The 20,918-nt window shown below is 74.5% G+C and carries 22 protein-coding genes; 6 read left to right on the forward strand and 16 right to left on the reverse strand.

The window, feature by feature from the left end:
- Positions 1 to 95: 95 nt before the first annotated feature.
- The 13 genes from MNZ27_RS04665 to MNZ27_RS04725 all read right to left on the reverse strand — a co-directional run bounded on the left by MNZ27_RS04665 (position 96) and on the right by MNZ27_RS04725 (position 10,610).
- The gene (locus MNZ27_RS04665) at positions 96 to 650 is read right to left on the reverse strand and encodes a protease complex subunit PrcB family protein (protein ID WP_242392871.1); all 555 of its coding nucleotides are present in this window, start codon (positions 648 to 650) and stop codon (positions 96 to 98) included.
- A 161-nt stretch (positions 651 to 811) separates the two neighbouring features.
- On the reverse strand, positions 812 to 1,126 hold the full coding sequence (locus MNZ27_RS04670) for a hypothetical protein (protein ID WP_242392872.1): 315 nt from the start codon (positions 1,124 to 1,126) through the stop codon (positions 812 to 814).
- A 45-nt stretch (positions 1,127 to 1,171) separates the two neighbouring features.
- On the reverse strand, positions 1,172 to 1,501 hold the full coding sequence (locus tag MNZ27_RS04675; protein ID WP_242392873.1) for a DUF6036 family nucleotidyltransferase: 330 nt from the start codon (positions 1,499 to 1,501) through the stop codon (positions 1,172 to 1,174).
- Positions 1,482 to 1,814, reverse strand: coding sequence for a hypothetical protein (locus MNZ27_RS04680; RefSeq protein ID WP_242392874.1), 333 nt, complete (start codon positions 1,812 to 1,814; stop codon positions 1,482 to 1,484). Before MNZ27_RS04680 ends, MNZ27_RS04675 begins: the two co-directional genes overlap by 20 nt.
- 176 nt (positions 1,815 to 1,990) lie before the next feature.
- Positions 1,991 to 3,295, reverse strand: coding sequence for a class I SAM-dependent RNA methyltransferase (locus tag MNZ27_RS23905; protein ID WP_242392875.1), 1,305 nt, complete (start codon positions 3,293 to 3,295; stop codon positions 1,991 to 1,993).
- A gap of 44 nt (positions 3,296 to 3,339) precedes the next feature.
- Positions 3,340 to 3,696, reverse strand: a complete 357-nt coding sequence (locus MNZ27_RS04690; protein ID WP_242392876.1) for a TIGR02266 family protein — start codon at positions 3,694 to 3,696, stop codon at positions 3,340 to 3,342.
- Between the two features lie 11 nt (positions 3,697 to 3,707).
- The gene (locus tag MNZ27_RS04695; RefSeq protein ID WP_242392877.1) at positions 3,708 to 4,502 is read right to left on the reverse strand and encodes an SAM hydrolase/SAM-dependent halogenase family protein; all 795 of its coding nucleotides are present in this window, start codon (positions 4,500 to 4,502) and stop codon (positions 3,708 to 3,710) included.
- A gap of 47 nt (positions 4,503 to 4,549) precedes the next feature.
- A complete protein-coding gene (locus MNZ27_RS04700) occupies positions 4,550 to 5,206 on the reverse strand; it encodes a 3-oxoacid CoA-transferase subunit B (protein ID WP_242392878.1) in 657 nt (218 codons plus the stop codon).
- A 139-nt stretch (positions 5,207 to 5,345) separates the two neighbouring features.
- Positions 5,346 to 6,131, reverse strand: coding sequence for a CoA transferase subunit A (locus MNZ27_RS04705; protein ID WP_242392879.1), 786 nt, complete (start codon positions 6,129 to 6,131; stop codon positions 5,346 to 5,348).
- A 20-nt stretch (positions 6,132 to 6,151) separates the two neighbouring features.
- Positions 6,152 to 7,333, reverse strand: a complete 1,182-nt coding sequence (locus tag MNZ27_RS04710) for an acetyl-CoA C-acetyltransferase (RefSeq protein ID WP_242392880.1) — start codon at positions 7,331 to 7,333, stop codon at positions 6,152 to 6,154.
- A 135-nt stretch (positions 7,334 to 7,468) separates the two neighbouring features.
- Entirely contained in the window at positions 7,469 to 8,245 is a 777-nt protein-coding gene (locus MNZ27_RS04715; protein WP_242392881.1) for a slipin family protein, read from the reverse strand.
- Positions 8,246 to 8,318: 73 nt separating this feature from the next.
- Positions 8,319 to 9,701, reverse strand: a complete 1,383-nt coding sequence (locus MNZ27_RS04720; RefSeq protein ID WP_242392882.1) for an NfeD family protein — start codon at positions 9,699 to 9,701, stop codon at positions 8,319 to 8,321.
- A gap of 3 nt (positions 9,702 to 9,704) precedes the next feature.
- The gene (locus tag MNZ27_RS04725) at positions 9,705 to 10,610 is read right to left on the reverse strand and encodes a uracil-DNA glycosylase (RefSeq protein ID WP_242392883.1); all 906 of its coding nucleotides are present in this window, start codon (positions 10,608 to 10,610) and stop codon (positions 9,705 to 9,707) included.
- A gap of 68 nt (positions 10,611 to 10,678) precedes the next feature.
- On the opposite strand from MNZ27_RS04725, the gene MNZ27_RS04730 reads away from it, so the two are divergent.
- The gene (locus MNZ27_RS04730) at positions 10,679 to 11,620 is read left to right on the forward strand and encodes a zinc dependent phospholipase C family protein (RefSeq protein ID WP_242392884.1); all 942 of its coding nucleotides are present in this window, start codon (positions 10,679 to 10,681) and stop codon (positions 11,618 to 11,620) included.
- 13 nt (positions 11,621 to 11,633) lie between these two features.
- On the opposite strand, the gene coaBC is transcribed toward MNZ27_RS04730, so the two are convergent.
- Positions 11,634 to 12,857, reverse strand: coding sequence for a bifunctional phosphopantothenoylcysteine decarboxylase/phosphopantothenate--cysteine ligase CoaBC (gene coaBC, locus MNZ27_RS04735; protein WP_242392885.1), 1,224 nt, complete (start codon positions 12,855 to 12,857; stop codon positions 11,634 to 11,636).
- A gap of 108 nt (positions 12,858 to 12,965) precedes the next feature.
- Here coaBC and MNZ27_RS04740 point away from each other — a divergent pair, with 108 nt between their 5' ends.
- Positions 12,966 to 13,925: a CPBP family intramembrane glutamic endopeptidase gene (locus MNZ27_RS04740; protein ID WP_242392886.1), complete on the forward strand. Its 960-nt coding sequence runs from the start codon at positions 12,966 to 12,968 to the stop codon at positions 13,923 to 13,925.
- A gap of 150 nt (positions 13,926 to 14,075) precedes the next feature.
- A complete protein-coding gene (locus MNZ27_RS04745; protein ID WP_242392887.1) occupies positions 14,076 to 14,627 on the forward strand; it encodes a hypothetical protein in 552 nt (183 codons plus the stop codon).
- Positions 14,628 to 14,886: 259 nt separating this feature from the next.
- Here the strand turns inward: MNZ27_RS04745 and MNZ27_RS04750 are convergent, their stop codons facing one another.
- Complete coding sequence (locus tag MNZ27_RS04750) at positions 14,887 to 16,089, reverse strand: class I SAM-dependent rRNA methyltransferase (protein WP_242392888.1); 1,203 nt, start codon at positions 16,087 to 16,089, stop codon at positions 14,887 to 14,889.
- Positions 16,086 to 17,411: a radical SAM protein gene (locus MNZ27_RS04755; protein WP_242392901.1), complete on the reverse strand. Its 1,326-nt coding sequence runs from the start codon at positions 17,409 to 17,411 to the stop codon at positions 16,086 to 16,088. The genes MNZ27_RS04750 and MNZ27_RS04755 overlap by 4 nt, the downstream gene beginning before the upstream one ends.
- Positions 17,412 to 17,727: 316 nt before the next feature.
- Here MNZ27_RS04755 and MNZ27_RS04760 point away from each other — a divergent pair, with 316 nt between their 5' ends.
- The 3 genes from MNZ27_RS04760 to MNZ27_RS04770 all read left to right on the forward strand — a co-directional run bounded on the left by MNZ27_RS04760 (position 17,728) and on the right by MNZ27_RS04770 (position 20,912).
- Positions 17,728 to 18,366 carry a sigma-70 family RNA polymerase sigma factor gene (locus MNZ27_RS04760; RefSeq protein ID WP_242392889.1) on the forward strand — a complete coding sequence of 213 codons (639 nt, stop codon included), beginning with the start codon at positions 17,728 to 17,730 and terminating at the stop codon, positions 18,364 to 18,366.
- 19 nt (positions 18,367 to 18,385) lie between these two features.
- Complete coding sequence (locus tag MNZ27_RS04765; RefSeq protein ID WP_242392890.1) at positions 18,386 to 19,189, forward strand: anti-sigma factor family protein; 804 nt, start codon at positions 18,386 to 18,388, stop codon at positions 19,187 to 19,189.
- Between the two features lie 127 nt (positions 19,190 to 19,316).
- Positions 19,317 to 20,912, forward strand: a complete 1,596-nt coding sequence (locus tag MNZ27_RS04770) for a response regulator transcription factor (RefSeq protein WP_242392891.1) — start codon at positions 19,317 to 19,319, stop codon at positions 20,910 to 20,912.
- Positions 20,913 to 20,918: the final 6 nt, after the last annotated feature.

The following is a 20,918-nucleotide window of genomic DNA, read 5'->3' on the forward strand; positions in this document are numbered from 1 at the left end:
ACCGGGGCGTCACCGATCACGGTGCGCCCGTGGGTGGCCCTCACCGTATCAGAAGCGCCACGCCCTCGACGTGGTGCGCCGCGCACCCGAGCGGATCACTGGCACGCGACGGCGACCGTCTCGTCCACGAACTCGACCGGGCCGTCATGGCGCGGGACTCTCGCCGCCGCCACGGGGCTGGTGAGGACGGTCTCGACGGCACAGCTGCTTCCCGGAGTCGTCTCGACGACGCCGACTCGGAGCGTCCCCGCATCGAGCGCGGCGTCAGGGATGATGATGTCGTAGCCACCGGAGCGGCGCGTGCCGGTCGCGGCGACGACGACCATGTCCGCGCCGAAATCCACCGGAGGCAGCGGCGACGCGGCCGCGCTGCCTTGAATCAGCGCCCAGGCGCTGGCCCACTCCTCCTGCGAGCGGATGACCAGCCTCGCAGGCTCCGTGAAATCGGAGTAGCTGGCACGAGCGGGGGCCGGGGGAGGCGCCCCGCTGGTCCTGATCTCCGTCACCGGGGCGGCCGTCCCGGGAAGGTCGACGTGGGGCGAGGTTGGGGCCGTCCCGGGAAGATCGACGTGGGGCGAGGTTGGCGAGTCGCCGGCTCCGCAAGCGAGAACCACTGCCGCGGCGGGCAGGATGGCGAGGAAGGTCCTCATGTCCGCACGGTACCACTCCAATAGTCAAACGATGGTGCGACACTGCGCCCGCCGAGCCCGAATCGCGCGGTCGCATTGATGCAAGGCACGGCGAGCCATGGGATCACGCGGGGATGGCGAGGCCCCGGAGGCACTCCCCTTTCTGCAAGGTGGCGGTGCGGTCAGGCGCGACCGGCGCGGTTCCAGTAGGCGACGGCGGCGAGCGTGAGGAGACACATCACGGCCACGCCGGTCCAGAGCGCGCGCCGCGTCTTGATCCACGGAGGAAGGAGCCGGCCGAGGAGCATGCCGACCGCCTCGCCGATGAGATCCTCGAGGAAGATCCTGGCGACGAAAAAGATCGGGAGCAGCAGCAGGTACGAAGCGAACTGGCCGAGGGTGGGCTCGCGACCGAGACTGATGAGGTCGCTCGGGCCGCAGCCGGACGCGACCACGCTGAACAGGGCGGCGGCGACGACGTGCCACACACGCTTCACTCTCACCAGCCTAGCGCAGCGCGCGGCAACGGTGCGGCGCAACCGTCACGCCTCCGCCCCGCGCGCGCCGCCCTGCACCTTCACCAGCCGCCCTTCCCATCCGACCGGCAAGGTCGCGGTCTCGGGCCCGACGCCGTGCGCGTAGTACCGGAACCGCTCCTGGAACATCGAGAGCTCGCCGAGCGCTCCGTCGATGTCCTGGGCGAGTTCGGGCGCGCGCAGCGGGTAGACGTCCGCGTCCAGCGACTCCCTCAGCGCGTCGGGCGGGTCCGGCACCGCGCCCAGGAGCGAAGAGCTGCCGACGACCACGATCTCGCGGTGTCCGGTCACCGCGGCCGCCGCCCGGATGATGTGCTCAAGCTCCTGGCGCTTCATGGGCGTCTCTCCAGGCCCTCAGGAACGCGAACCGCTCCCGCGGCGCGATCACCCCCGCGAAGGGAGACGACTGCCGCAGCGTACGCCCCCGCTCCGAATCCTCCTCCGCGAGCGCGAGGGCTGTCTGCATCCCCTGCTGGAACGCGCGCTGCCACTCCTCCAGGTACCGACGCTCCCGAGGCGTACACTCGCCGAGCCAGCGCGCGAGCGTGGCTTGGGCCTTCGCGAACAGCGCGGGCTCGTGGCGCACCTTCTCGGCCACGAGCCGATGGAGCGCGAGGCTCCGAGCGTCGATCTCCCCGTGCGTCCGCATCACGGCCACCGTTCGCCCGTCCGTGTCCTCTCGCAAGTATACCGTCTCACCGGGCACGTGGCCGCCGCACGGCGTTCCGCGTGCCCGGGCCACCTCTCCGGGGCAGGGGGACGGCACGCGTGGCGGGCTCGGGCTCGGTCCGAGCCCCGGTGCCGTCAGCGCCCGTATCCCGCCGCTCACCGCACCAGCAGCGCCACGCCCTCGACGTGGTGCGTCTGCGGGAACATGTCCACCGGGACGACGGTCTCGACGCGGTAGCCGGCCTCCACGCAGGCCCGCAGGTCGCGCGCGAAGGTGGCGGGGTCGCACGACACGTAGACGACCCGGGGCACCGCGAGATCGCGCAGCGCCGGGCCGATCCCCCGCGCGCCCTCCCGCGGCGGATCGAGCAGCGCGGCGCCGAACCGGCCCGGACCGCCCGGCTCGCGGCCGAACGCGAGCGCGAGCTTCAGCGCGTCGCCCGCGAAGAACCGGACGTTCCCGCCCCCGAGATCGGCGCGGGCGAGGTCGAGGGCCGGGCCCTGGACCTCGACCGCCCAGACCGAGCGCGCCCGCGACGCGAGCGGGCCGGTGAAGTTCCCGGCGCCGCAGTGCAGCTCGAGGACGTCGAGCCCCTCCGGCGCGAGCAGCCCGAGCGCCGTCTGGACGAGGAGCGCGTTCGCCCCGCGGTTCGCCTGCTGGAACACGTCCGGGCGCGAGCGCTGGAGCCCCGCCTCCGGGCTGCCCGGCACGCGCGCGTGCCGGAGCACCGGCTCCCCGACCACCTGGGCCGCCCCGCCCTCCGCCTGGAGCACCACGCCCGCCAGCGCCGGCACCGCCGCGAGCAGGTCCGCCGCGCGGGCGCGCGCCGCGGGGGTGACCTCCGGGAGGAGGAGCCAGGCGGCACCGGCCTGCGCGTGCTCCGACCACTCGAGGGCGATCTCGCGCGCGGCGAGCCGCGCCGCGACGAGCGCCGGCCCGACCGCCTCGCGCAGCCGGTCGAGCCCGGGCACGAGCAGGTGGCACTCCGCGAGGCGGATCGGCTCGTGCGAGCGCCGGCGGAAGAAGACGAGGCGGGCGCTCGCGCGATCGAGGTGGAACTTGGCGCGCGCGCGGTAGCGGAGGGGCGCCGGCGACGGCGCGATGGGGCGCGCGCCGTAGCTCCCAGGCGCGAGCCGCCCGATCCGGCGCAGCGCCTCGTGGAGCGTCCGCGCCTTGGTCTCGAGCTGGCGCGCGTAGGCGACGTGCAGCCACTCGCACCCGCCGCACTCCGTGTCGGGCCCGGTCCGCGGGCCGAAGTGCCGGCACGGGGGCGCCGTCCGGTCCGCGCCTGCTCCCTCCACCGCGACGAGCGTCCCGTGCGCCGCCCCCTCGCCCGGGGGCACCTCCGCCAGGACGCGATCCCCCGGCGCGGTGAACGGCACGAACACCGCCCGGGCGCCGTGGTGGCCCACTCCCTCGCCGCCGGGGGCGAGGTCTTCGACGAGGATCGGGAGGCGCACGGGGTGGTTCTAGCGCGGATCGCCGGCCGGCGCGCGAGCGAGGCCTACGCCTCGTCGAGCTCGCTCCGGAGCCGCTCGACGAACTGGTCGAGCTCGCGCTGCTGCGACTCGTCGAGTCCGGTGAACTCGATCCCCATCCCCGGCACCTCGCTCGCGTGGTCGTCGAGCGGGGTGACGCGGGCGACCCGCCCCTCGAGCCGGCACGGGAACGACGCGCCGGGGAGCTGGATCAGGATCGTCACCGCGGTGCCCACCGGGAGCGGCGACCGGGTGTTGATGAAGAGCCCGCCGCGGCTGATGTTCGTGGCCCAGTCGGAGAGGAAGCTCCCCACCGTCCGGTAGGCGACCGGGATCTCGTGGTGGAGGCGCGGGGCTCGCGGCTTGTGATCGGTCTGCGCCATCCGCCGAAACTCTAGCAGGCGCCCCCGGCGGGGCCAAGGACGAGCCGGACCGGCACGCCGCGCACGGCGCGGAGCCGCTCCGCCGCGCTCCCCTCGCGCACCGCGATCTCGACGCGGCCGCCGCTCCCGACGAGCGCGAGCAGCTCGCCGGGACGCGCCTCCCCGAACGTCCGGACCCAGCGCGCGGCCTCGCCGCCGGCGCTCGCGGCGCGCACGGCGGCGGAGGCGAGATCGGCCGCGCGGATCGACGTCACGAGGTTCCCGAAGGGATCCCGGGCCAGGGTGGTGCCGCGCACCTCGTCCCCCGCGACCTCCGCGGTCGGCCACTCGAGCCTGACCGGCTCCGCCACCGCCGGTCCGAGCGCGGCCGGGGTCCCGCCGCGGGCGAGGTAGGCGGCCGCGGGGCAGAAGAGATCGCGCCCGTGGAAGGTGGCGCTCCGCGGCGTGGCGAGCACGCCCCCCTCGACGACGGCGTGCGCCCGCGCGCCGCGGGCGAGGAACGGCGTGAGGAGACCGTTGTCCGGCGCGAGGAAGCGGCGCCCCTCGCCGTCCACGACGCAGAGGGCCCGCCGCGGCGTCCCGACGCCGGGGTCCACCACCGCGACGTGGATCGCCTCGCGCGGAAACCAGGGCAGGCAGGCCTCGAGGAGGAGCGCCCCGGAGAGCACGTCGAAGGCCGGGATGTCGTGGGTGACGTCCACGATCCGCGCGTCGGGGTGCGCCGCGAGGAGCACCGCCTTCATCTGCGCCGGGTACCCGGAGCCGGCCCCGAAGTCGGTGGAGAGGGTGAACAGCGGTCCGGTCACGCGTGCCTCCCGGTCCGGCGCCCGCGGCGCAGGACCGCGCTCGTGCGTCAGGACGACAGGGTCGTCAGGTCGGGCCCCACGAGCAGCCGGGGCTCGGTGAGGGCCTGGACCGACTCGACCGTCTCCCCCGGCGCCAGCTCCCGGAGCACGAGGCCGTCCTTCGAGACGTCGATCCAGGCGCGGTCGGTGCAGATCGCCGAGACGCAGCGGAGCCCGGTGAGCGGCAGCGTACACCGCCGCAGGAGCTTCGGCTTCCCGTCCTTCGTGGCGTGCTCCATCGTCACCACCACCCGCTTCGCGCCGGCCACGAGGTCCATCCCGCCGCCCATCCCCTTCACCATCTTCCCCGGCACGACCCAGTTGGCGAGGTCGCCGCGCTCCGACACCTCGAGCGCGCCGAGGATCGCGAGATCGACGTGGCCGCCGCGGATCATGGCGAAGGACTCCGCCGAGGAGAAGAACGCCGCGCCCTTCACGACGGTGACGGTCTCCTTCCCGGCGTTGATCAGGTCCGGATCCTCCTCGCCCTCGTACGGATACGGCCCGACGCCGAGGATGCCGTTCTCGGACTGGAGCACCACCTCGACGCCCGGAGGCACGTGGTTCGACACGAGCGTCGGGATCCCGATCCCGAGGTTCACGTAGAAGCCGTCGCGCAGCTCCCGGGCGACGCGCGCGGCGATCTGGTCGCGGGTGAGCGGCATGGTCGTCTCCTCGGGGGCTGCGCCCCCGCCCCGCCGAGCAAAGCTCGTCGGGGCCCCACCCCTGCTTCGCGGGGCCCTGGCGCGCTTCGGCTGCGCCTCGCGCGCCGTCCCGCGGGGAGGGGCTCCGCCCCTCCCCACCTTACGGTGGGCCCCCTCCCCGATCGAAGCTCGTCGGGGCCCCACCCCGAGCACCGTCTTCCGAACGAAGCTCCGCATCGGGCGCCGAAGCCGGCCGCGGCCGCACCGTGCGCCGCTCGATCCACCGCTCGTACCGCTCCCCCTTCACCACCCGCTTCACGTAGATGCCCGGCGTGTGCACCCGGTCCGGATCGAGCTCGCCCGGCTCCACGATCTGCTCCGCCTCGGCGATCGTCACCGCCGCCGCGGCGGCCATCATGGGCTGGAAGTTCCGGGTCGTCTCCCGGTACACGAGGTTCCCCCAGGTGTCGGCCCGCCAGGCCCGCACCAGGGCGAAGTCCGCCCGGAGCGGCAGCTCGAGGAGGTACTCGCGCCCCGCGAGCACCCGCGTCTCCTTCCCCTCCGCCACCTGCGTCCCGACGCCGGTCGCGGTGTAGAACCCGCCGATCCCGGCGCCGCCGGCGCGGATCCGCTCGGCGAGGGTGCCCTGCGGCACGAGCTCGACCTCGATCTCGCCGGCGAGGTACTGGCGCTCGAACTCCTTGTTCTCGCCGACGTAGGACGCGATCATCTTCCGGATCTGCCGCGCCTGGAGGAGCACCCCGAGCCCGCGGTCGGTCGTCCCGCAGTTGTTCGAGACGACGGTGAGGTCCTTCACGCCCTTCCGGTGGAGCGCGCGGAGCAGGTTCTCCGGGTTCCCGCACAGGCCGAACCCGCCCACCATGACGGTCGCGCCGTCCGTCACGTCCGCGACCGCGACGTCGGCCGACTCGACCCGCTTGTCCATGGTCCCTCCCCTGCTACCGCTCACCGCTCGACGAGCAGCGCCACCGCCTCGCCGCCGCCGATGCAGAGCGAGGCCACGCCGCGCCGCTTCCCGAGGTCCTTCATCGCGTACAGCAGCGTCACGAGGATCCGCGCGCCCGAGGCGCCGATGGGGTGGCCGAGCGCCACGGCCCCGCCCCGCACGTCCACCTTGCGGGGATCGAGGCCGAGCAGCGCGGCGTTCGCGAGGGACACCACCGCGAACGCCTCGTTGATCTCCCAGAGGTCCACGTCGGCCGGCTCGAGCCGCGCCTTCGCGAGCGTCGCCCGGATCGCGTCGGCCGGGGCGATCGTGAACTCCACCGGCGCGCGCGCCGCCCCGCCCCAGGCGCGGAGCCGCCCGAGCACCGCCCGGCCCTCGCGCTCGGCGCGCTCGGCGGACATGAGCACCAGCGCGGCGGCGCCGTCGCTGATCGACGAGGCGTTGGCGGCGGTGACGGTCCCGTCCTTCTTGAAGACCGGCCGCAGCGCCGGGATCTTCTCCGGGCGCGCGCTCCGCGGCCCGTCGTCCTCCGCGACGACCGTCTTCTCGCCCCGCTTCCCCTCGACCTCGACCGGCACGATCTCCGCCCGGAAGGCGCCGGAGCGCGCCGCCTCGATCGCGCGGCGGGTGGACTCGATCGCGTACTCGTCCTGCGCCGCGCGCGAGATGCCCCGGGTGGTCGCGCAGTGCTCCGCGCACATCCCCATGTGCTGCTGGCCGTACACGTCCCAGAGCCCGTCGTGGATCATCCCGTCCACGAGCTCGACATTCCCCATCCGCGCGCCGCCGCGGGCGGCCCGGTCGTAGTACGGGACGTTGGACATCGACTCCATCCCGCCGGCGACCACCACCTCCGCGTCCCCGAGGGCGATCGCCTGCGCCCCGGCGATCACCGCCTTCAAGCCGGAGCCGCACACCTTGTTGAGCGTCCAGGCGGGCGTGGTCTCGGGCAGCCCCGCGAAGATCGTCGCCTGGCGGGCCGGCGCCTGACCCTCGCCGGCCTGGAGCACGTTGCCCATCACGACCTCGTCCACCGCGCCGGGGGCGAGGCCGGCGCGCTCGACGGCCGCGCGGATCGCGATCGCCCCGAGGCGAGGCGCGGTCACCGCGGCGAGCGAGCCGAGGAACGAACCGACGGGCGTGCGCGCCGCCCCCACGACGACCACCTCGCGACCGGCCATGACGACCTCTCTTCCGGAAAGGGGAGCTGCCCGAAGGATCTCGTCGGGCACCCCGAACATATGGAGCCCCGCGCGCGGGCGTCAACGGGGCGTGCAGGCCCCGCAGGCCTCCCGAGGCCCTTCCGCTCGCGGCGCTCACTTGGGTAACGATCGCCCCACCGCGCTGGCCGCCTCCATGAACGGCTTCACGATGTCGAGGGGCAGCGGGAAGACGATCGTCGAGTTCTTCTCCGCGGAGATCTCCACGAGCGTCTGGAGGTACCGGAGCTGGAGGGCGCCGGGGGCCCGGGCGATCACGTCGGCGGCCTGGCTGAGCTTCTCCGCCGCCTGGAACTCGCCCTCCGCCGCGATCACCTTGGACCGGCGCTCGCGCTCCGCCTCCGCCTGCCGCGCCATCGCCCGGCGCATCTCGTCGGGGAGATCCACCTGCTTCACCTCCACGGCGGTGACCTTCACGCCCCACGGCTCGGTGTGCCGGTCGATGATCTCCTGGAGCTGCCGGTTGATCTTGTCACGCTGGGAGAGGAGGTCGTCGAGATCCACCTGGCCGAGCACCGACCGCAGCGTGGTCTGGGCGAGCTGGCTCGACGCGAAGAGGAAGTCGGTGACCTGCAGGAACGCGCGATCCGCCTGCATCACGCGGAAGTAGATCACCGCGTTCACCTTCATCGAGACGTTGTCCCGGGTGATCACGTCCTGGGGCGGGACCTGCTCCGCCGTGATGCGCATGTCGATGATGATCATCCGGTCGATGAACGGGATGATCCACTTGAGGCCCGCGGTCCGGATCCCGGCGAAGCGGCCGAGGCGGAGGACCACGCCCTGCTCGTACTCGTTCACGATCCGGATGCCGGAGAGGAACCACAGGACGACGATCGCGACGGGGACGACGAGGCCGACGATGTTCGGCATGATCGCTTGTCCCTCCGAGGGCCGCCACCGGTGAACGGAGGGTCAACTCCGCGCCGGGGCCCCCTCGAGCGTTCTATCCCGCGGCGCGCCCCTCGGCCACCACGGTGAGCGTGAGCCCTTCCACGGCCACCACCCGGACGCGCGCGCCGCGGGGGATCGGCGCCGCGCTCCGCGCCTGCCAGTACTCACCGTGGACGAACACCTCGCCCCCGCCGGGGCCCACGTCCGAGAGGGCGTCGCCGACCTCCCCGATCAGGGCGGGCGCGCCGAGCTGGAGCCGCACCCGCCGGCCTCCCGCCACCTTCCAGGCCATGAACCCGATCAGCCCGGCGATCGCCAGCGGCGTCGGCCAGACCACCCACGGCGAGAGGCGCAGCGCCGACGGGTCGAACCACTCGCCGGGCGCGGACCGGTCGACGAAGAAGAGCGTCCCGAGCACGGCCAGCGCGGCGCCGCCCGCGACGGCGACGCCGTGCGACGGGAGGTACGCCTCCGTCACCATGAGGCCGACGCCCACCAGCACGAGCAGGACCGCGCCCACGTTCACGGGGATCACCCGCATGGCGAGGAAGGCCAGGAACAGGCAGAAGCCGCCCGCGACGCCCGGGAGGATCGCGCCCGGGTGGTAGAACTCGACGGCGATCCCGAGGAGCCCGACCAGCATCAGGATCGCCATCACGTTCGGGTCGGCGAGGAACATGAGGAGCCGCTGCCGGACCGTCGGCTCGAAGGGCTCCACCGCGGCGCCGCGCAGCGCGAGCGTCCGGGGACCGGCGGCGGTCACGACGCGGCGCCCGTCCGCCGCCGCGAGGACGGCGCCGAGGTCGGGCGCGGCGAGGTCCACGACGTGCAGCCGGATCGCCTCGTCCGCCGTGACGGAGACGCTCTCCCGGACCGCCTTCTCCGCCCAGTCGGCGTTCCGGCCGCGGGCGGCGGCGATGCTCCGGGCGAACGCGGCGGTGTCGTTCTCCACCTTGCGCGCCAGGTCCTTCCCGCCCTCCTCGGACACGTCGCGGCCGCTCCCGGTGACCGGGTGCGCCGCCCCGATGTTGGAGGTCGGGTGCATCGCGGCGACGTGGGCGGCCAGGGTGAGGAAGACGCCGGCGGAGCCCGCCCGCGCGCCGGCCGGTCCCACCCACACGATCACCGGGACGTCGCTCGCGAGCATCCCCTGGACGATCTCGCGCGTCGCGTCCAGCGCGCCGCCGGGCGTGTCGAGCGTGATCGCGACCGCGGCCGCGCCCTCGGCCTTGGCGCGCGCGAGCGCGGCGGCGAGGTACTCCGCCGTGCCGGAGGTGATGGGCCCCTTCACCTCCGCGGCGATCACCCGCGGTGCGGTCGTCGGGGGCGGCGCCGGCGCGCCCACCGCCGCCCCCGCCCGCGCCGCGAGGAGCAGCGCCACCGCCGCGGCGTGCGACGCCCGGCCCGCCCCGCGCTGGCGGAGTGCGGCGATCACGGCTCACCTCCCGGGGACGGGCCTCCCGAGCTCCCGCATCGTGGCCTGGAGATCCTCCCAGGCCTTCCGCTTCTCCTCCGGGCTCCGGAGCAGGTAGGCGGGGTGGAAGGTCGGCATGAGCTTCACGCCGGCGTACTCGCGCCAGCGGCCGCGCAGCTTGGAGATCGGCGTCGTCTCGCGCAGCAGCGTGTGGGCGGCGAACTTCCCGAGCGCGACGATCACCTTCGGCCCGATCGCGGCGAGCTGGGCGCGGAGGAACGGCTCGCACGCCGCGATCTCGTCCGGCTCCGGGTTCCGGTTCCCCGGCGGGCGGCACTTCACGACGTTCGCGATGTAGACCTCCTCGCGGCGGTACCCCATCGCCTCGATCATCTTCGTGAGGAGCTGGCCCGCCCTGCCCACGAAGGGCTCTCCCGAGAGGTCCTCGTCCTCGCCCGGCCCCTCGCCCACGAAGACCAACTCCGCCCGCGGGTTCCCGACCCCGAACACGAGGTTCGTCCGGCCGCCCGCGAGCTTGCACCGGGCGCACTCGCCGATCTCGCGGCGCACCGCGACGAGCGCCTCGCTCCCGCAGCCCTTCGCCGCCGAGGGGCGGGCCGCGGGGGCGGGCGTCGCGCCCCCGGCCAGCCGGGGCGCGGCCGCCACGCGCGCCGCCGTCGGGGCGCTCACGGGGCCGGACGGCTGCCGCTCCGCTCGGGCGATCGACGGACCAGGAGGAGGCACGGCGACCGCTCCCCCGGCCGCCTCCTGGGCTCTCGCGGCGCGCGCGGCGAGCTGCGCCGGCGGGCACTTGGGCTTTCCGGGCGGCACCTCGCGGACGCCCGCCGCCTCGAGCCAGACGAGGTGACGCACCAGCTCCTCCGCCGCCTCGGCGACCGTCTCCCGCGTCCCCTTCGCGTCCTCGCTCACGCGCACCTCGAACTTTTCGGGACTTCGCGTTGCAGCGGCAGCGCCCGCGTCCCTAGAATCGAGCGCCGATGAAGCTGCATCGCCTGCTCGCAGCACTCCCCTTCGTCGCCGCCGCCGTCATCCTGGCCTGGCCCTCCGACGCCCGTGCCTGGGGTCCCCTCGCGCACCTGAGCTTCTCGGCCCAGGCGCTCGCGAACCTCGGGGTGGTCCAGCCCTCCGTCCGCGCGCTGCTCCAGGACTTCGGGGACGAGTTCCTCTACGGCTCGCTCGCCGCGGACATCGTCGTCGGCAAGAACATGGCGCGGTACCTGTACCACTGTCACAACTGGCGCGTGGGCTTCAACGTGCTGAAGCAGGCGCGCCCCGGCGACGAGCAGGCGTTCGCCCTGGGCTTCCTCTCGCACCTCGCCGCGGACACCATCGCGCACAACTACTTCGTGCCGTTCAAGACGGTCGCGTCGTTCCACAAGACGAACACCCGCCACGCGTACTGGGAGCTGCGCTACGACCAGCGGATGGACCGCGGGCTGTCGCGCCTCGCCCGCCAGGTCTCGACCCGCGAGATGCGCGGGCACGACGCGTTCCTCGCGCGCGCCCTGGTGGGCTCGTCGGTGATCCCGTTCGGCGTGTCGAAGCAGCTCTTCCGCGGCCTCGTCGCGAGCGCGCGCCTGAGCCCGTTCCGGCAGGTGTCGCGCTACGCCCTGGCGCGGGAGCGGCACCTGATCCTCGAGCCGGACCTCGTCACCGAGACGAACGCGCTCGCCCTCGACGGCATCCTGGGCCTGCTCGCCGAGGGGGAGCGGTGCCAGGCGGCGCGCGCCGACGCGACCGGCGGCCGCAACATCCGGCTCGCGAGCGACCTCCGCAAGCGGCTCAAGGACCGGACCTCGCACCGCCGGATCCCGTTCCGCGACGCGACGGAGATCGCCGCCGAGACCCGCGAGAGCTTCCGGCGCGGGATCCACGGCAAGCTCGTCCTGCCCGCGTCGATCGCGAAGCTGGTGGTGTAGACCGGGCTCGCTATCAGGCAGGATCGCGCGGCCGGCGCCCGTCGAGCACCGGGACGATCCAGTCGAGGATCGCCTCGGCGACCTTCTCCTTCGGCCCCTCGATCTCGGCGAGCTCCGTCGCCGAGACGAGCGCGACGCGGTTCGTGTCCCCGCCGAACCCGGCGCCGGGTGCGCCGACCTTGTTCGCGACCACGAGATCGCAGCGCTTCCCCTTGAGCTTCTCGCGGGCGCGGGCGATCACCTCCTCCGTCTCGGCCGCGAAGCCCACCAGCACCGGCGCCCCGGCCTTCCCGGCGAACCGGGCGCCTAGGCCGGCGAGGATGTCCGGGGTGCGGGCGAGCACGAGGGTCTCCTCGCCCTCGGCCTTCTTGATCTTGTGCGACGCGACGGTGCGCGGCCGGTAGTCCGAGACCGCCGCCGCGCCCACGAAGAGGTCCATCGCCCCGGCGAACGACTCGACCGCGCGCGCCATCTCCTCGGCGGTGTCCACCCGGACCGTCTCCACGTCGGCGGGATCGGGGAGCGCGGTCGGCCCGGAGACGAGCGTCACCTCCGCGCCGCGCCGGGCCGCGACCGCCGCGATCGCATAGCCCATCTTCCCGGAGGACGGGTTCGAGACGAAGCGGACGGGGTCGATCGGCTCGCGGGTCGGCCCGGCGGTGACGAGCACCTTGCGCCCGGCGAGGTCGCGCCGGCCGAGGATCCGGGCGGCGGCGACGGCGATCTCCTCGGGATCGGCCATCCGCCCCTCCCCCACCTCGCCGTCGGCGAGCTCGCCGACCCCGGGGCCGACCACGTGCATCCCGCGCGCCTTCAGCACGGCGAGGTTCTCCTGCACCGCCGCGTTCCGCCACATGCGGGTGTTCATCGCCGGCGCGAGCAGGACGGGGCAGGTCGTCGCCACCAGCGTGGTCGTCACCGCGTCGTCGGCCATGCCGGCGCGGATCCGGGCGAGCAGGTCGGCGGTGGCCGGCGCGACGATCGCGAGGTCGGCGGCGCGCGCGAGCTCGAGGTGCCCGTACGAGAGCTCCGCCGGCGGCTCGAGCACGTCGGTCAGCACCGGCGCCCCGGAGAGCGCCTGGAACGTGAGCGGGGCGACGAAGCGGGTCGCCGCCGGGGTCATCGCGACGCGGGCGGTCCCGCCCCCCTTCACCACCTGGCGAACCACCTCGCACGCCTTGTAGGCGGCGATGCCCCCGCCCACGCACACCACGACGGTCCGGCTCCGGAAGTCCATGCGGGCATCTTATCGGAAGCCCGGGCGCAGGCGAGGAGTCTGCCCCGCGCAGGCGAGCGGCACGCGCCGCAGTGGCCCGGTCGCGAGGGTTCGCTATCATGCCCGGGCTTGGAACCCACCTCCCCCGCGATCCCGGCGCCGCCCGGCCCGCCCCCCGCGCCGGCGCCGCCGCGCAAGAGCGCCACCCTGTTCTTCCTCACGCTGGTCCTGCTGTTCCTGCCGGGGCTCGTCGCGCAGTCGCTCTCGCGGGCGGGCGGGATCGCCTGGAGCGAGCTGTTCGTCTTCTTCCTGCCGCCCGTGATCTTCGCCGCGGGGTCGAACCTCCGCCCGGTGGCGCTCCTCGGCCTCGGCCGGCCGCGCGCCAGGGAGCTCGCCCTCGCGGCCCTCGTGGGCGTGGCCGCCTTCCTGGTGGCCAACGGCGTGATGGCGCTCTGGTCGCGCCTCCTCCCCGCCCGCGTCCTCCGGCTCTTCGACGTCGCGCGGGTGTTCGACGCGCCGCTCGGCGAGCGGATCGCCATCGCGGTCGTCGCGAGCGTCCTCGCGCCGGTGTGCGAGGAGACCGCCTTCCGGGGCTACCTCCAGCGGACGATCGCGCTCCGGCGATCGCCGGCGGTCGCCATCGCGATCTCCGCCTTGCTGTTCGGGGTCCTCCACGACCCGGTGCGCTTCCCCGCCGTCGCCGTCCTCGGCGCGGTATTCGGGTGGCTCGCGTGGCGCTCGGGCTCGACCTGGACCGCGATCATGGCGCACGCGGTGAACAACGGGCTCGCGTCCGGCTTCGTCCTCGCCGAGGGCGTCCCGCGAGGACCCGAGGCGGAGCCGCCGCTGCGGGCCGTCCTCTTCACGCTGGGGTTCGGCGCGCTGGCGCTCTCGGCCCTCATGTCCGCCTACCGGGTGGCCACGACCCCGCCCCCCGCGACCGCGGCGGTCGTCCTCGTCGATCCCGGCGAGCCCTCCACCCGGTTCTCCCCGGCGCGCGTCCCGGATCGGCTCTGGGCCGCGGCCGCCATCGGGATCGCCCTCCTGCTCGCGATGCTCCTGGCGGCGCGCCTCGGACGCGCATCCTGAATCCCCGCGCGGGCGCCCCGCGGGGGTCGCGATGGGACGCCCGAGAATGCTGGCTCGACGAGGCCGTCCGGTGGATCCTGGGCCGGGCCGGGTCCGTGTGATGCACCGCCGTCCCGATTAAACGAAGGAACCATCTCCGGAGACCGACCCTTGAGCCGCCTGAGCCGCCGATCGCTCGCCGTCGCCGCCCTCGTCGCTGGCCTCGCCCTCGCCCCCGCGCTCGCCGCCGCGCGCGGCCCCTCGACGCCCGCCGAGCGCCGGCGCGCCGTCGAGACCACGCGCAGGCTGGAGCAGCAGCCGCTCGCGAAGGAGGCGAACGCGGCGCGGCGCTGGCTGATCCAGTGGATCGTGGAGATCCCCGACATCAACGTGCAGGGCTGCTCCGGCCCGCTCGACGCCCTCGCGCAGGACGCCGAGGGGGAGCGCCACGGCCGCCTGCTCTGGGTCCAGTCGATGTTCGGGATGGCGGCCTACCAGGTGGAGCACCCGCGGGAGAAGGACTGGGTCGTCATCCAGACCGCGGGCATCGAGAGCGTCCTCAGGACCTACCGCGCGCTGCTCCGCGTGGATCCGTCCGCCCGCTGGGAGGAGCTCGACCTGCTGCTCCAGGCGGCGCGGGCGGGGAAGCTCGAGCAGGTGGTCGAGCAGACGATGGAGGGCTGCGGGGAGGAGCACGCGCCGGGGCCGGGAGAGGCGATTTGACGGAGACCGCGCGGGTTGCTCCGCGGGCACGCGCCGCACGCACGCCCGTGACCGTGCCCGTCACCGTCACCGGCTTCTCCGTGACCCGTGAATCGAGTCCCGTGGCCCGTGGCCCGCTCCCCGTCGTCCGACGCCGTCGGATCACGGGCCACGGGAACCGGGAGGCGGGATGCGGGCACGGGAACGGTCACGGTGACGGGCACGGGCACGGTGCGCGTACCGACCGACGGCTGCGCCCGCCTGCGCCCTCCGCGAAGCCTCAGCTCAGCCGCCTCAAGACCAGGCACTTGAGGTATCGCCCCTCCCGGAACTGGAGCGACACCGGGTGATCCGGCGGCTGGCGCGTCTCGCGGACCAGCGCGAGATCGACGCGCGCCTTGAAGGCCGCCTCCTTCACCGCCTCCGTGAACTGCTCCGCCGAGACGCGCGCCGAGCAGCTCGCGGTGACGAGCAGCCCGCCCGGCGCCACCACCGCGAGCGCCGCGCGGTTCAGCGACGCGTACCCGGCGATGGCGCCCTCGACCGCCTTCTGCGACTTCGCGAACGCCGGCGGATCGCACACCACCAGGTCGAAGCGGCGCCCCTCCTTCCTGTAGCGGGCGAGCAGGTCGAAGCAGTCCTCCGTGGCGAACGCGTGATCGGCGGGGTCGAGGTGGTTCGCGCGGAAGTTCTCCCGCGCGAGCGCGATCGCGTCGCGATCCACGTCCACGGACACGACGTGCTTCGCGCCGCCGAGCGCCGCCGCCACGGAGAAGCCGCCCGTGTAGCTGAACAGGTTCAGCGCCTCCGGCCGGCCCGCCGCGAGCTCGCGCACCATCCGCCGGTTCTCGCGCTGGTCCAGGAAGTGGCCGGTCTTCTGGCCGCGCCGGACGTCCACGAGGATCGTCATCCCGTGCTCGTCCACCGCGATCCGCTCCGGCGGCTCCGCCCCCCACAGCACGCGCCCCTGCGGGCTGCCCTCGTCGCCGTCGTCGTCCCGCGCGAGCTCGTCGCGCCCGTACACGCCGGCGAGCCCCTCCACCTCCGCGCGGAGCGCCTCGACGATCGCCGCGCGGTGGGGGGTGAGCCCGGCCGAGTAGAGCTTCAGCACCGCGAACCGGTCGTAGCGGTCGGCGACGACGCCGGGGAGCCCGTCCGCCTCGCCGTGCACGACGCGCCAGCCGTTCGTGCCCTGCACGAGCTCCCGGCGGAGCGCCACCGCCCGGGCGACGCGGCGGCGCCAGAAGGCGTCGTCGACGGCCTCGGCCGGCTCGCGCGTGAGGATGCGCACGGAGATCGCCGAATGCGGATCGTAGTACCCGCGGGCGACGAACCGGCCGCCCTCCGTCACGTCCACGATCGCGCCCGCGGGGAGCCGGTTCGGCGCGCGCTCCACCGCCTTGCGGAACACCCACGGGTGTCCGGCCCGCAGGTGACGGGCCAGGTCCTTCCGCAGCGGCAGCTCGGCCTCGACGCCCGTCATCCTCTCACCTCCACGCCGCGGGCGCGGCGGCGCGCCGGCCGCTCCTCCTTCGCCCGCGAGAAGTTCCCCACCACGAGCCCCGGGCGCGCGAGCGCCAGCGCCCGCCCCCCCCCCCCCCCCCCCAAAGGGGCCCCCCCCGCGCCCCCCCCCCCCGCCGGCCCCATGTAGACGTCCGGGTCGATCGCGAGCGGTCGCGTCTGCACCTGCTCCACGCCGGTGTCCGCCACCAGCGCGCAGAGCCGCTCGGCCTCCCCCGCCCGGTCGGTGACGCCCGGGAACGTGAGCAGGTTGACCGCGACGTAGACGCCCTTCCTCCGCGCGACCCGCATCGAGCGGATCACGTCCTCGAGCCCGTACCCCGTCGGCCGGTAGTAGGCGGCATAGAGATCAGGCGAGGCGCTGTTCGTGGAGATCCGCACCGAGTCGAGGCCCGCGTCGGCGAGGCGGGCGAGCGCGTCCGGGAGCGAGCCGTTCGTGTTCGCGTGGATCGAGCCGCGGCGCGTCCGGCGCCGGACAAGGCGGATCGCCTGCTCGATCTCCTTCCACCGCGTGAGGGGCTCGCCCTCGCAGCCCTGGCCGAAGCTCACCATCACGTGGCCGGTCGCCGTCTCGAGGTGGCGCACCGCCACGTCCGCCATCTCCTCGGCGGTGGGCGGACGCGCGATCCGCTCGTGCGAGGACGGCGGCATCCCCTCCGCCTGCTCGGAGAGGCAGCCGACGCACGCCGCGTTGCAGGACGCCGACGAGGGGATCCCCCCCTCGTCGCGACCGTAGAACGTGTTCTGCGCCGTGAAGCAGCGCCACTCGAGGGCGCACCGCGCGAGCTGGCGGTAGATCGGGTTCCCCGTGGCGACGAGCCGCTCGACGCGGGCCGGCAGGTCCGGCGTCGAGTGGCGCCGCGGATCCCAGTGGCCGCGGCGGTCCGTCCGGAGCGCCCACACCACCGGTCCGTCCGGGCCGAACCCGGCCGCGGTGTACGCCCACTGCGGCAGCACCGGCGCCTCGTCCACCGTGGCGAGCGGCGGCCGCGCCGCGCCAGGCAGCAGGGTGCGGGTGAAGCCCGGCGGCAGGGTCGCCCCCACCGCGTGCGGCACGATCCGGCGCCGGCCGACCTTCACCTCGCCGAGCACCACGGTCGCGCCCGTGGTCGGGTCGATCCCGACCGGACGGCGCCCCGGCAGCATGCAGAGGGTTCCCCCCGGCGGCAGCGCGATGGGGCGCTCCCGCGGACCGACGAGCGCGTCGCCCGTGCGGGCGGCCGCGAGCAGCCCGGGGTGGTCGTAGACCTGCCCCCGGTCGTCGGAGAAGAGCAATCTCGGCAGTTCCATCGAGGTCGGCGCGCCGCCGTGGTCCGTCAGGGCGTCGGGCGCGGGTTCTTACCACGCTTCGCGCGCGATGCGCGCCCCTCCGGGGGCCCGCCGCGTCGCCCATCGGCGGGGGGCGGCGCGGGCGTCCTGGGTGCTAGGATTTCCTCCGTACTTCCCGCATGCTCGCTCACCCTCTCCCCGGCCGACGCGGGGAGAGCCCGGGCGGCGGGAATCTCCGCGAGCGCCGGGCCGTTTCCCAGGCCGAGACGATGGAGGGAGCGGGCTCCCGGCGTCTGGAATAGAACCGAACCAGGAGAAGACGAACTCCACGATGTTCGACCTGCGCCAGAACGATCTCACGCGAGACGAGTTCCAGGATCTCGCGCTCAAGCACATCGACCCGCTCTTCTCGGCGGCCCTGCGGCTGACCAAGAACGACCGCGACGCCGAGGACCTCGTGCAGGACACCTTCCTGCGCGCGTACCGCTTCTTCGACAAGTTCGAGCGCGGCACGAACATGAAGGCGTGGCTGTTCAAGATCCTGACCAACACCTTCATCAACCGGTACCGCCGCTCCGTGAAGGAGCGGAACATCGTGGAGGGGTCGGAGCGCGACGCCGTGCACGAGCGGTTCGTCTCCCGGGAGGCGGCCGAGTACGCAGCCAACCCGGAGCAGTACTTCTTCGACCGGCTGCTCTCCGACGACGTGCTGAAGGCCGTGGACGCGCTGCCGGTGGACTTCCGGATGGTCGTGATCCTGGCCGATCTGCAGGAGTTCTCGTACAAGGAGATCGCCGAGATCCTGGACATCCCGGTCGGCACCGTGATGAGCCGCCTGTACCGCGGCCGGCGGCTGCTCCAGAAGGCGCTCGCGAACTACGCGGTCGTCTCCGGCGTCCTCCAGGATCCGGGCGAGGGTCAGAGCATCGACCTCGAGACCTATCGCCGCAGGCGCGGCAAATCCGCCTGACGGCCCCCGGACGCGCGCCATGTCGCCGAACGCCCTCCCGACGATGGACTGCGCCGAGCTCGAACGATCGCTCGACGCCTACCTCGACGGTGAGTTCGAGCCCGAGGAGATCGCCGAAGCCGAGGCGCACCTCATGGGGTGCCCGCGCTGCCGCGCCGCCGTCGAGGCGCAGGCGAGGCTCCGCGCCGCGCTGAAGGCGAAGCTCCGCGACGCGATGGGCGCCGACGCCTCGGCCGGCCGCGCTCCCCCCGAGCTGCGAGGGCGCGTGGAGCGTGCGCTCGCGCGCGAGCGGCGCCCGCTGTGGCGACGCGCGCTCTCCCCGGTCCCGGTCGCGACGATGGCCGCGTGCGCCGCTGGCGCCCTGGTCGTCCTCTCGATCCACACGGGGGACGATCTCCTCGTCCGCGACGCCATCGACCATCACCACCGCTCGCTGCCGCTCGAGGTGGACGCCGCCTCGATGGTCCCGTGGTTCAGCGGGAAGCTCCCCTTCCGCCCCGCGCCGCCTCACCTCGAGGCCGGCGGCGCCGCGCCGCTGGGCGCGCGCCTGTCGAACCTCCGCGAGTGGCCGGCGGCGTACATCCGGTATCGGCTCCCGCAGGGTCAGGCCGGGCTCTTCATCGTGGACGATCCGGACGGCCGCTTCGACGCGCCCGGCCGGGAGGTGCGGCTCGGTCCGGGAGTGGTGCGGGTCGCGAGCGCCGGCGGCTACAACGTCGCGGTCTGGCGCAAGGACGAGATCGTCTACTCGCTCGTGTCCGATCTCGACGAGCAGGCCCTGTTCCATCTCGTCCGGACCGCGCAGGCGGACGGCGGTCGGTAGCGTCCCGAGGGCCCGGCGCGGCCGGTCGCGGTTTTGACCTGACGGCCGGCGGCGGGTAACATTCCCCAGCCTTTTCCGCACGGTGGCGCGCGATCGTCGCGCCCATCGCCCAGGCCGGGGCCGCCCGATGTCCAAGAAGATCCTCCTCATCGAGAACGACCCGGCGTTCGCCGCGGAGCTGTCGCACGCCCTCGAGCAGACGGGCTTCGACGTGCGCGTCACCGGCGACGGCAAGGAAGGGCTCGACCTCGCCCGCGAGTGGGGCCCGGCGGCGATCGTGCTCTGCGTCGAGCTGCCGGGGATGAGCGGCTATCTCGTCTGCCAGAAGCTCCGCAAGGACGACGCGCTGAAGGGCATCCCGCTCGTGCTCACGAGCGCCGAGGCGACCGCCGACACCTTCGAGAAGCACCGGGCCCTCAAGGTCCGCGCCGACGCGTACCTCCTGAAGCCCTACTCCCCCGACGCGCTCGTCGAGACGCTCGGCGGGCTGGTGGGGCTGCCCGAGGGCGCTCCTGCAGGCGACGGCCTCGGGGACGACGGCGCGGAGGAGGAGCTGGTCTCGCTCGACGAGGAGGTGGGGCTCGAGGCCCTCCCGGAGGCCGAGGGCGACCTGCCGGAGCTCGATCTCCAGTCGCTCCCGGAGGAGCCCGCCGCGAGCACCAGCGCCGACGAGGCGCTCTCGCTGCTCGACGACGCCTTCGACGGCCTCACCGCCCCCGCAGGGCAGGACGCCCTCGAGCTGGACGCCGGCGACGAGCAGCCGCCCGCTGCCGACGACGGCCCGCTCGGCGCCGAGCTCGGCGGCGAGGCCGGGGACGCCCTCGGTGCGCTCGGCGACGACGAGCCGCTCACGGCGGCCGCTCCCGCCGGCGACGACCTGCCCGGCGCCGAGCTGGACCTCGATCGCGCCCTGGAGGAGGTGGGCTCGCTCGCGCCGACGGCGGATCCCACGGCAGACCTCGACCGCGAGCTCGAGGCGGTCCGCCCGCCGGTGCGCGGCGCGAGCGCGGATCGGCTCCGCGCGGCGGGCATCCGGCTGCTCCACGACGATCCCTCCGGGCGCGAGCGTGACGCCGGCGCCGCGCCGGCCGACCGGAGCGAGGACGAGCTGCGCCAGGCCCGCGCCCGCGCGCGCGCCCGCGACGATGATGACGCGATCCGCCGGGCCGAGGAGGCGGAGGCGGCCCTCTCCGACAAGGACGCGGAGCTCGCCGCGGCGCGCAGCAGGGCCGAGTCGGCCGCCGCCCAGCTCCGGAAGCTCGAGGCGGAGCTCGACGCCGCGCGAGCGGAGTCGCGCCGCGCCGGCGAGCAGGCGCGCGCCGCGGAGGGCGAGCTCTCGGGGGCGCGCGAGAAGCTCGCCGCCGCCGAGCGCCGCATCGACGAGCTGCGCCGGCGGGCCGACGCGGCCACCGCGCTCGAGCATGAGCTCGACGAGCTCCGGGGCGAGCTGGTCGTCGCGCGCGGCGAGGCCGACGGCGCCCGCGGGGAGATCGAGCGGCAGGGCGCGCAGCTCCAGAAGCGCGTCGCCGAGCTCGAGGCGGCGAACGCGAAGCACGAGGAGCGCGTCCTCAAGGCCTACCAGAAGATCAAGAACGACGAGAAGGTGAAGGACAAGGTCCGGAAGGCGCTCGCCATCGCCGCCCAGCTCCTCGAGGAGGGGCTGCCCGCGGAGACGCCGGCGGAGAAGGAGCGGCGCGCCGCCGCCGTCGTCGGGCGCGAGTAGACCGGC

Origin of the sequence: Anaeromyxobacter oryzisoli (assembly GCF_022690765.1) — a bacterium.
GTDB classification, from domain to species: Bacteria; Myxococcota; Myxococcia; order Myxococcales; family Anaeromyxobacteraceae; genus Anaeromyxobacter; species Anaeromyxobacter oryzisoli.

What these genes read in the sequence shown, in the direction of transcription:
- MNZ27_RS04665 (WP_242392871.1), bottom strand. Translation starts at nt 650, where the DNA reads ATGAGGACCTTCCTCGCCATCCTGCCCGCCGCGGCAGTGGTTCTCGCT.
- MNZ27_RS04675 (WP_242392873.1), bottom strand. Translation starts at nt 1,501, where the DNA reads ATGAAGCGCCAGGAGCTTGAGCACATCATCCGGGCGGCGGCCGCGGTG.
- MNZ27_RS04680 (WP_242392874.1), bottom strand. Translation starts at nt 1,814, where the DNA reads ATGCGGACGCACGGGGAGATCGACGCTCGGAGCCTCGCGCTCCATCGG.
- MNZ27_RS04690 (WP_242392876.1), bottom strand. Translation starts at nt 3,696, where the DNA reads ATGGCGCAGACCGATCACAAGCCGCGAGCCCCGCGCCTCCACCACGAG.
- MNZ27_RS04700 (WP_242392878.1), bottom strand. Translation starts at nt 5,206, where the DNA reads ATGCCGCTCACCCGCGACCAGATCGCCGCGCGCGTCGCCCGGGAGCTG.
- MNZ27_RS04705 (WP_242392879.1), bottom strand. Translation starts at nt 6,131, where the DNA reads ATGGACAAGCGGGTCGAGTCGGCCGACGTCGCGGTCGCGGACGTGACG.
- MNZ27_RS04710 (WP_242392880.1), bottom strand. Translation starts at nt 7,333, where the DNA reads ATGGCCGGTCGCGAGGTGGTCGTCGTGGGGGCGGCGCGCACGCCCGTC.
- MNZ27_RS04715 (WP_242392881.1), bottom strand. Translation starts at nt 8,245, where the DNA reads ATGCCGAACATCGTCGGCCTCGTCGTCCCCGTCGCGATCGTCGTCCTG.
- MNZ27_RS04730 (WP_242392884.1), top strand. Translation starts at nt 10,679, where the DNA reads ATGAAGCTGCATCGCCTGCTCGCAGCACTCCCCTTCGTCGCCGCCGCC.
- coaBC (WP_242392885.1), bottom strand. Translation starts at nt 12,857, where the DNA reads ATGGACTTCCGGAGCCGGACCGTCGTGGTGTGCGTGGGCGGGGGCATC.
- MNZ27_RS04750 (WP_242392888.1), bottom strand. Translation starts at nt 16,089, where the DNA reads ATGACGGGCGTCGAGGCCGAGCTGCCGCTGCGGAAGGACCTGGCCCGT.
- MNZ27_RS04760 (WP_242392889.1), top strand. Translation starts at nt 17,728, where the DNA reads ATGTTCGACCTGCGCCAGAACGATCTCACGCGAGACGAGTTCCAGGAT.
- MNZ27_RS04765 (WP_242392890.1), top strand. Translation starts at nt 18,386, where the DNA reads ATGTCGCCGAACGCCCTCCCGACGATGGACTGCGCCGAGCTCGAACGA.
- MNZ27_RS04770 (WP_242392891.1), top strand. Translation starts at nt 19,317, where the DNA reads ATGTCCAAGAAGATCCTCCTCATCGAGAACGACCCGGCGTTCGCCGCG.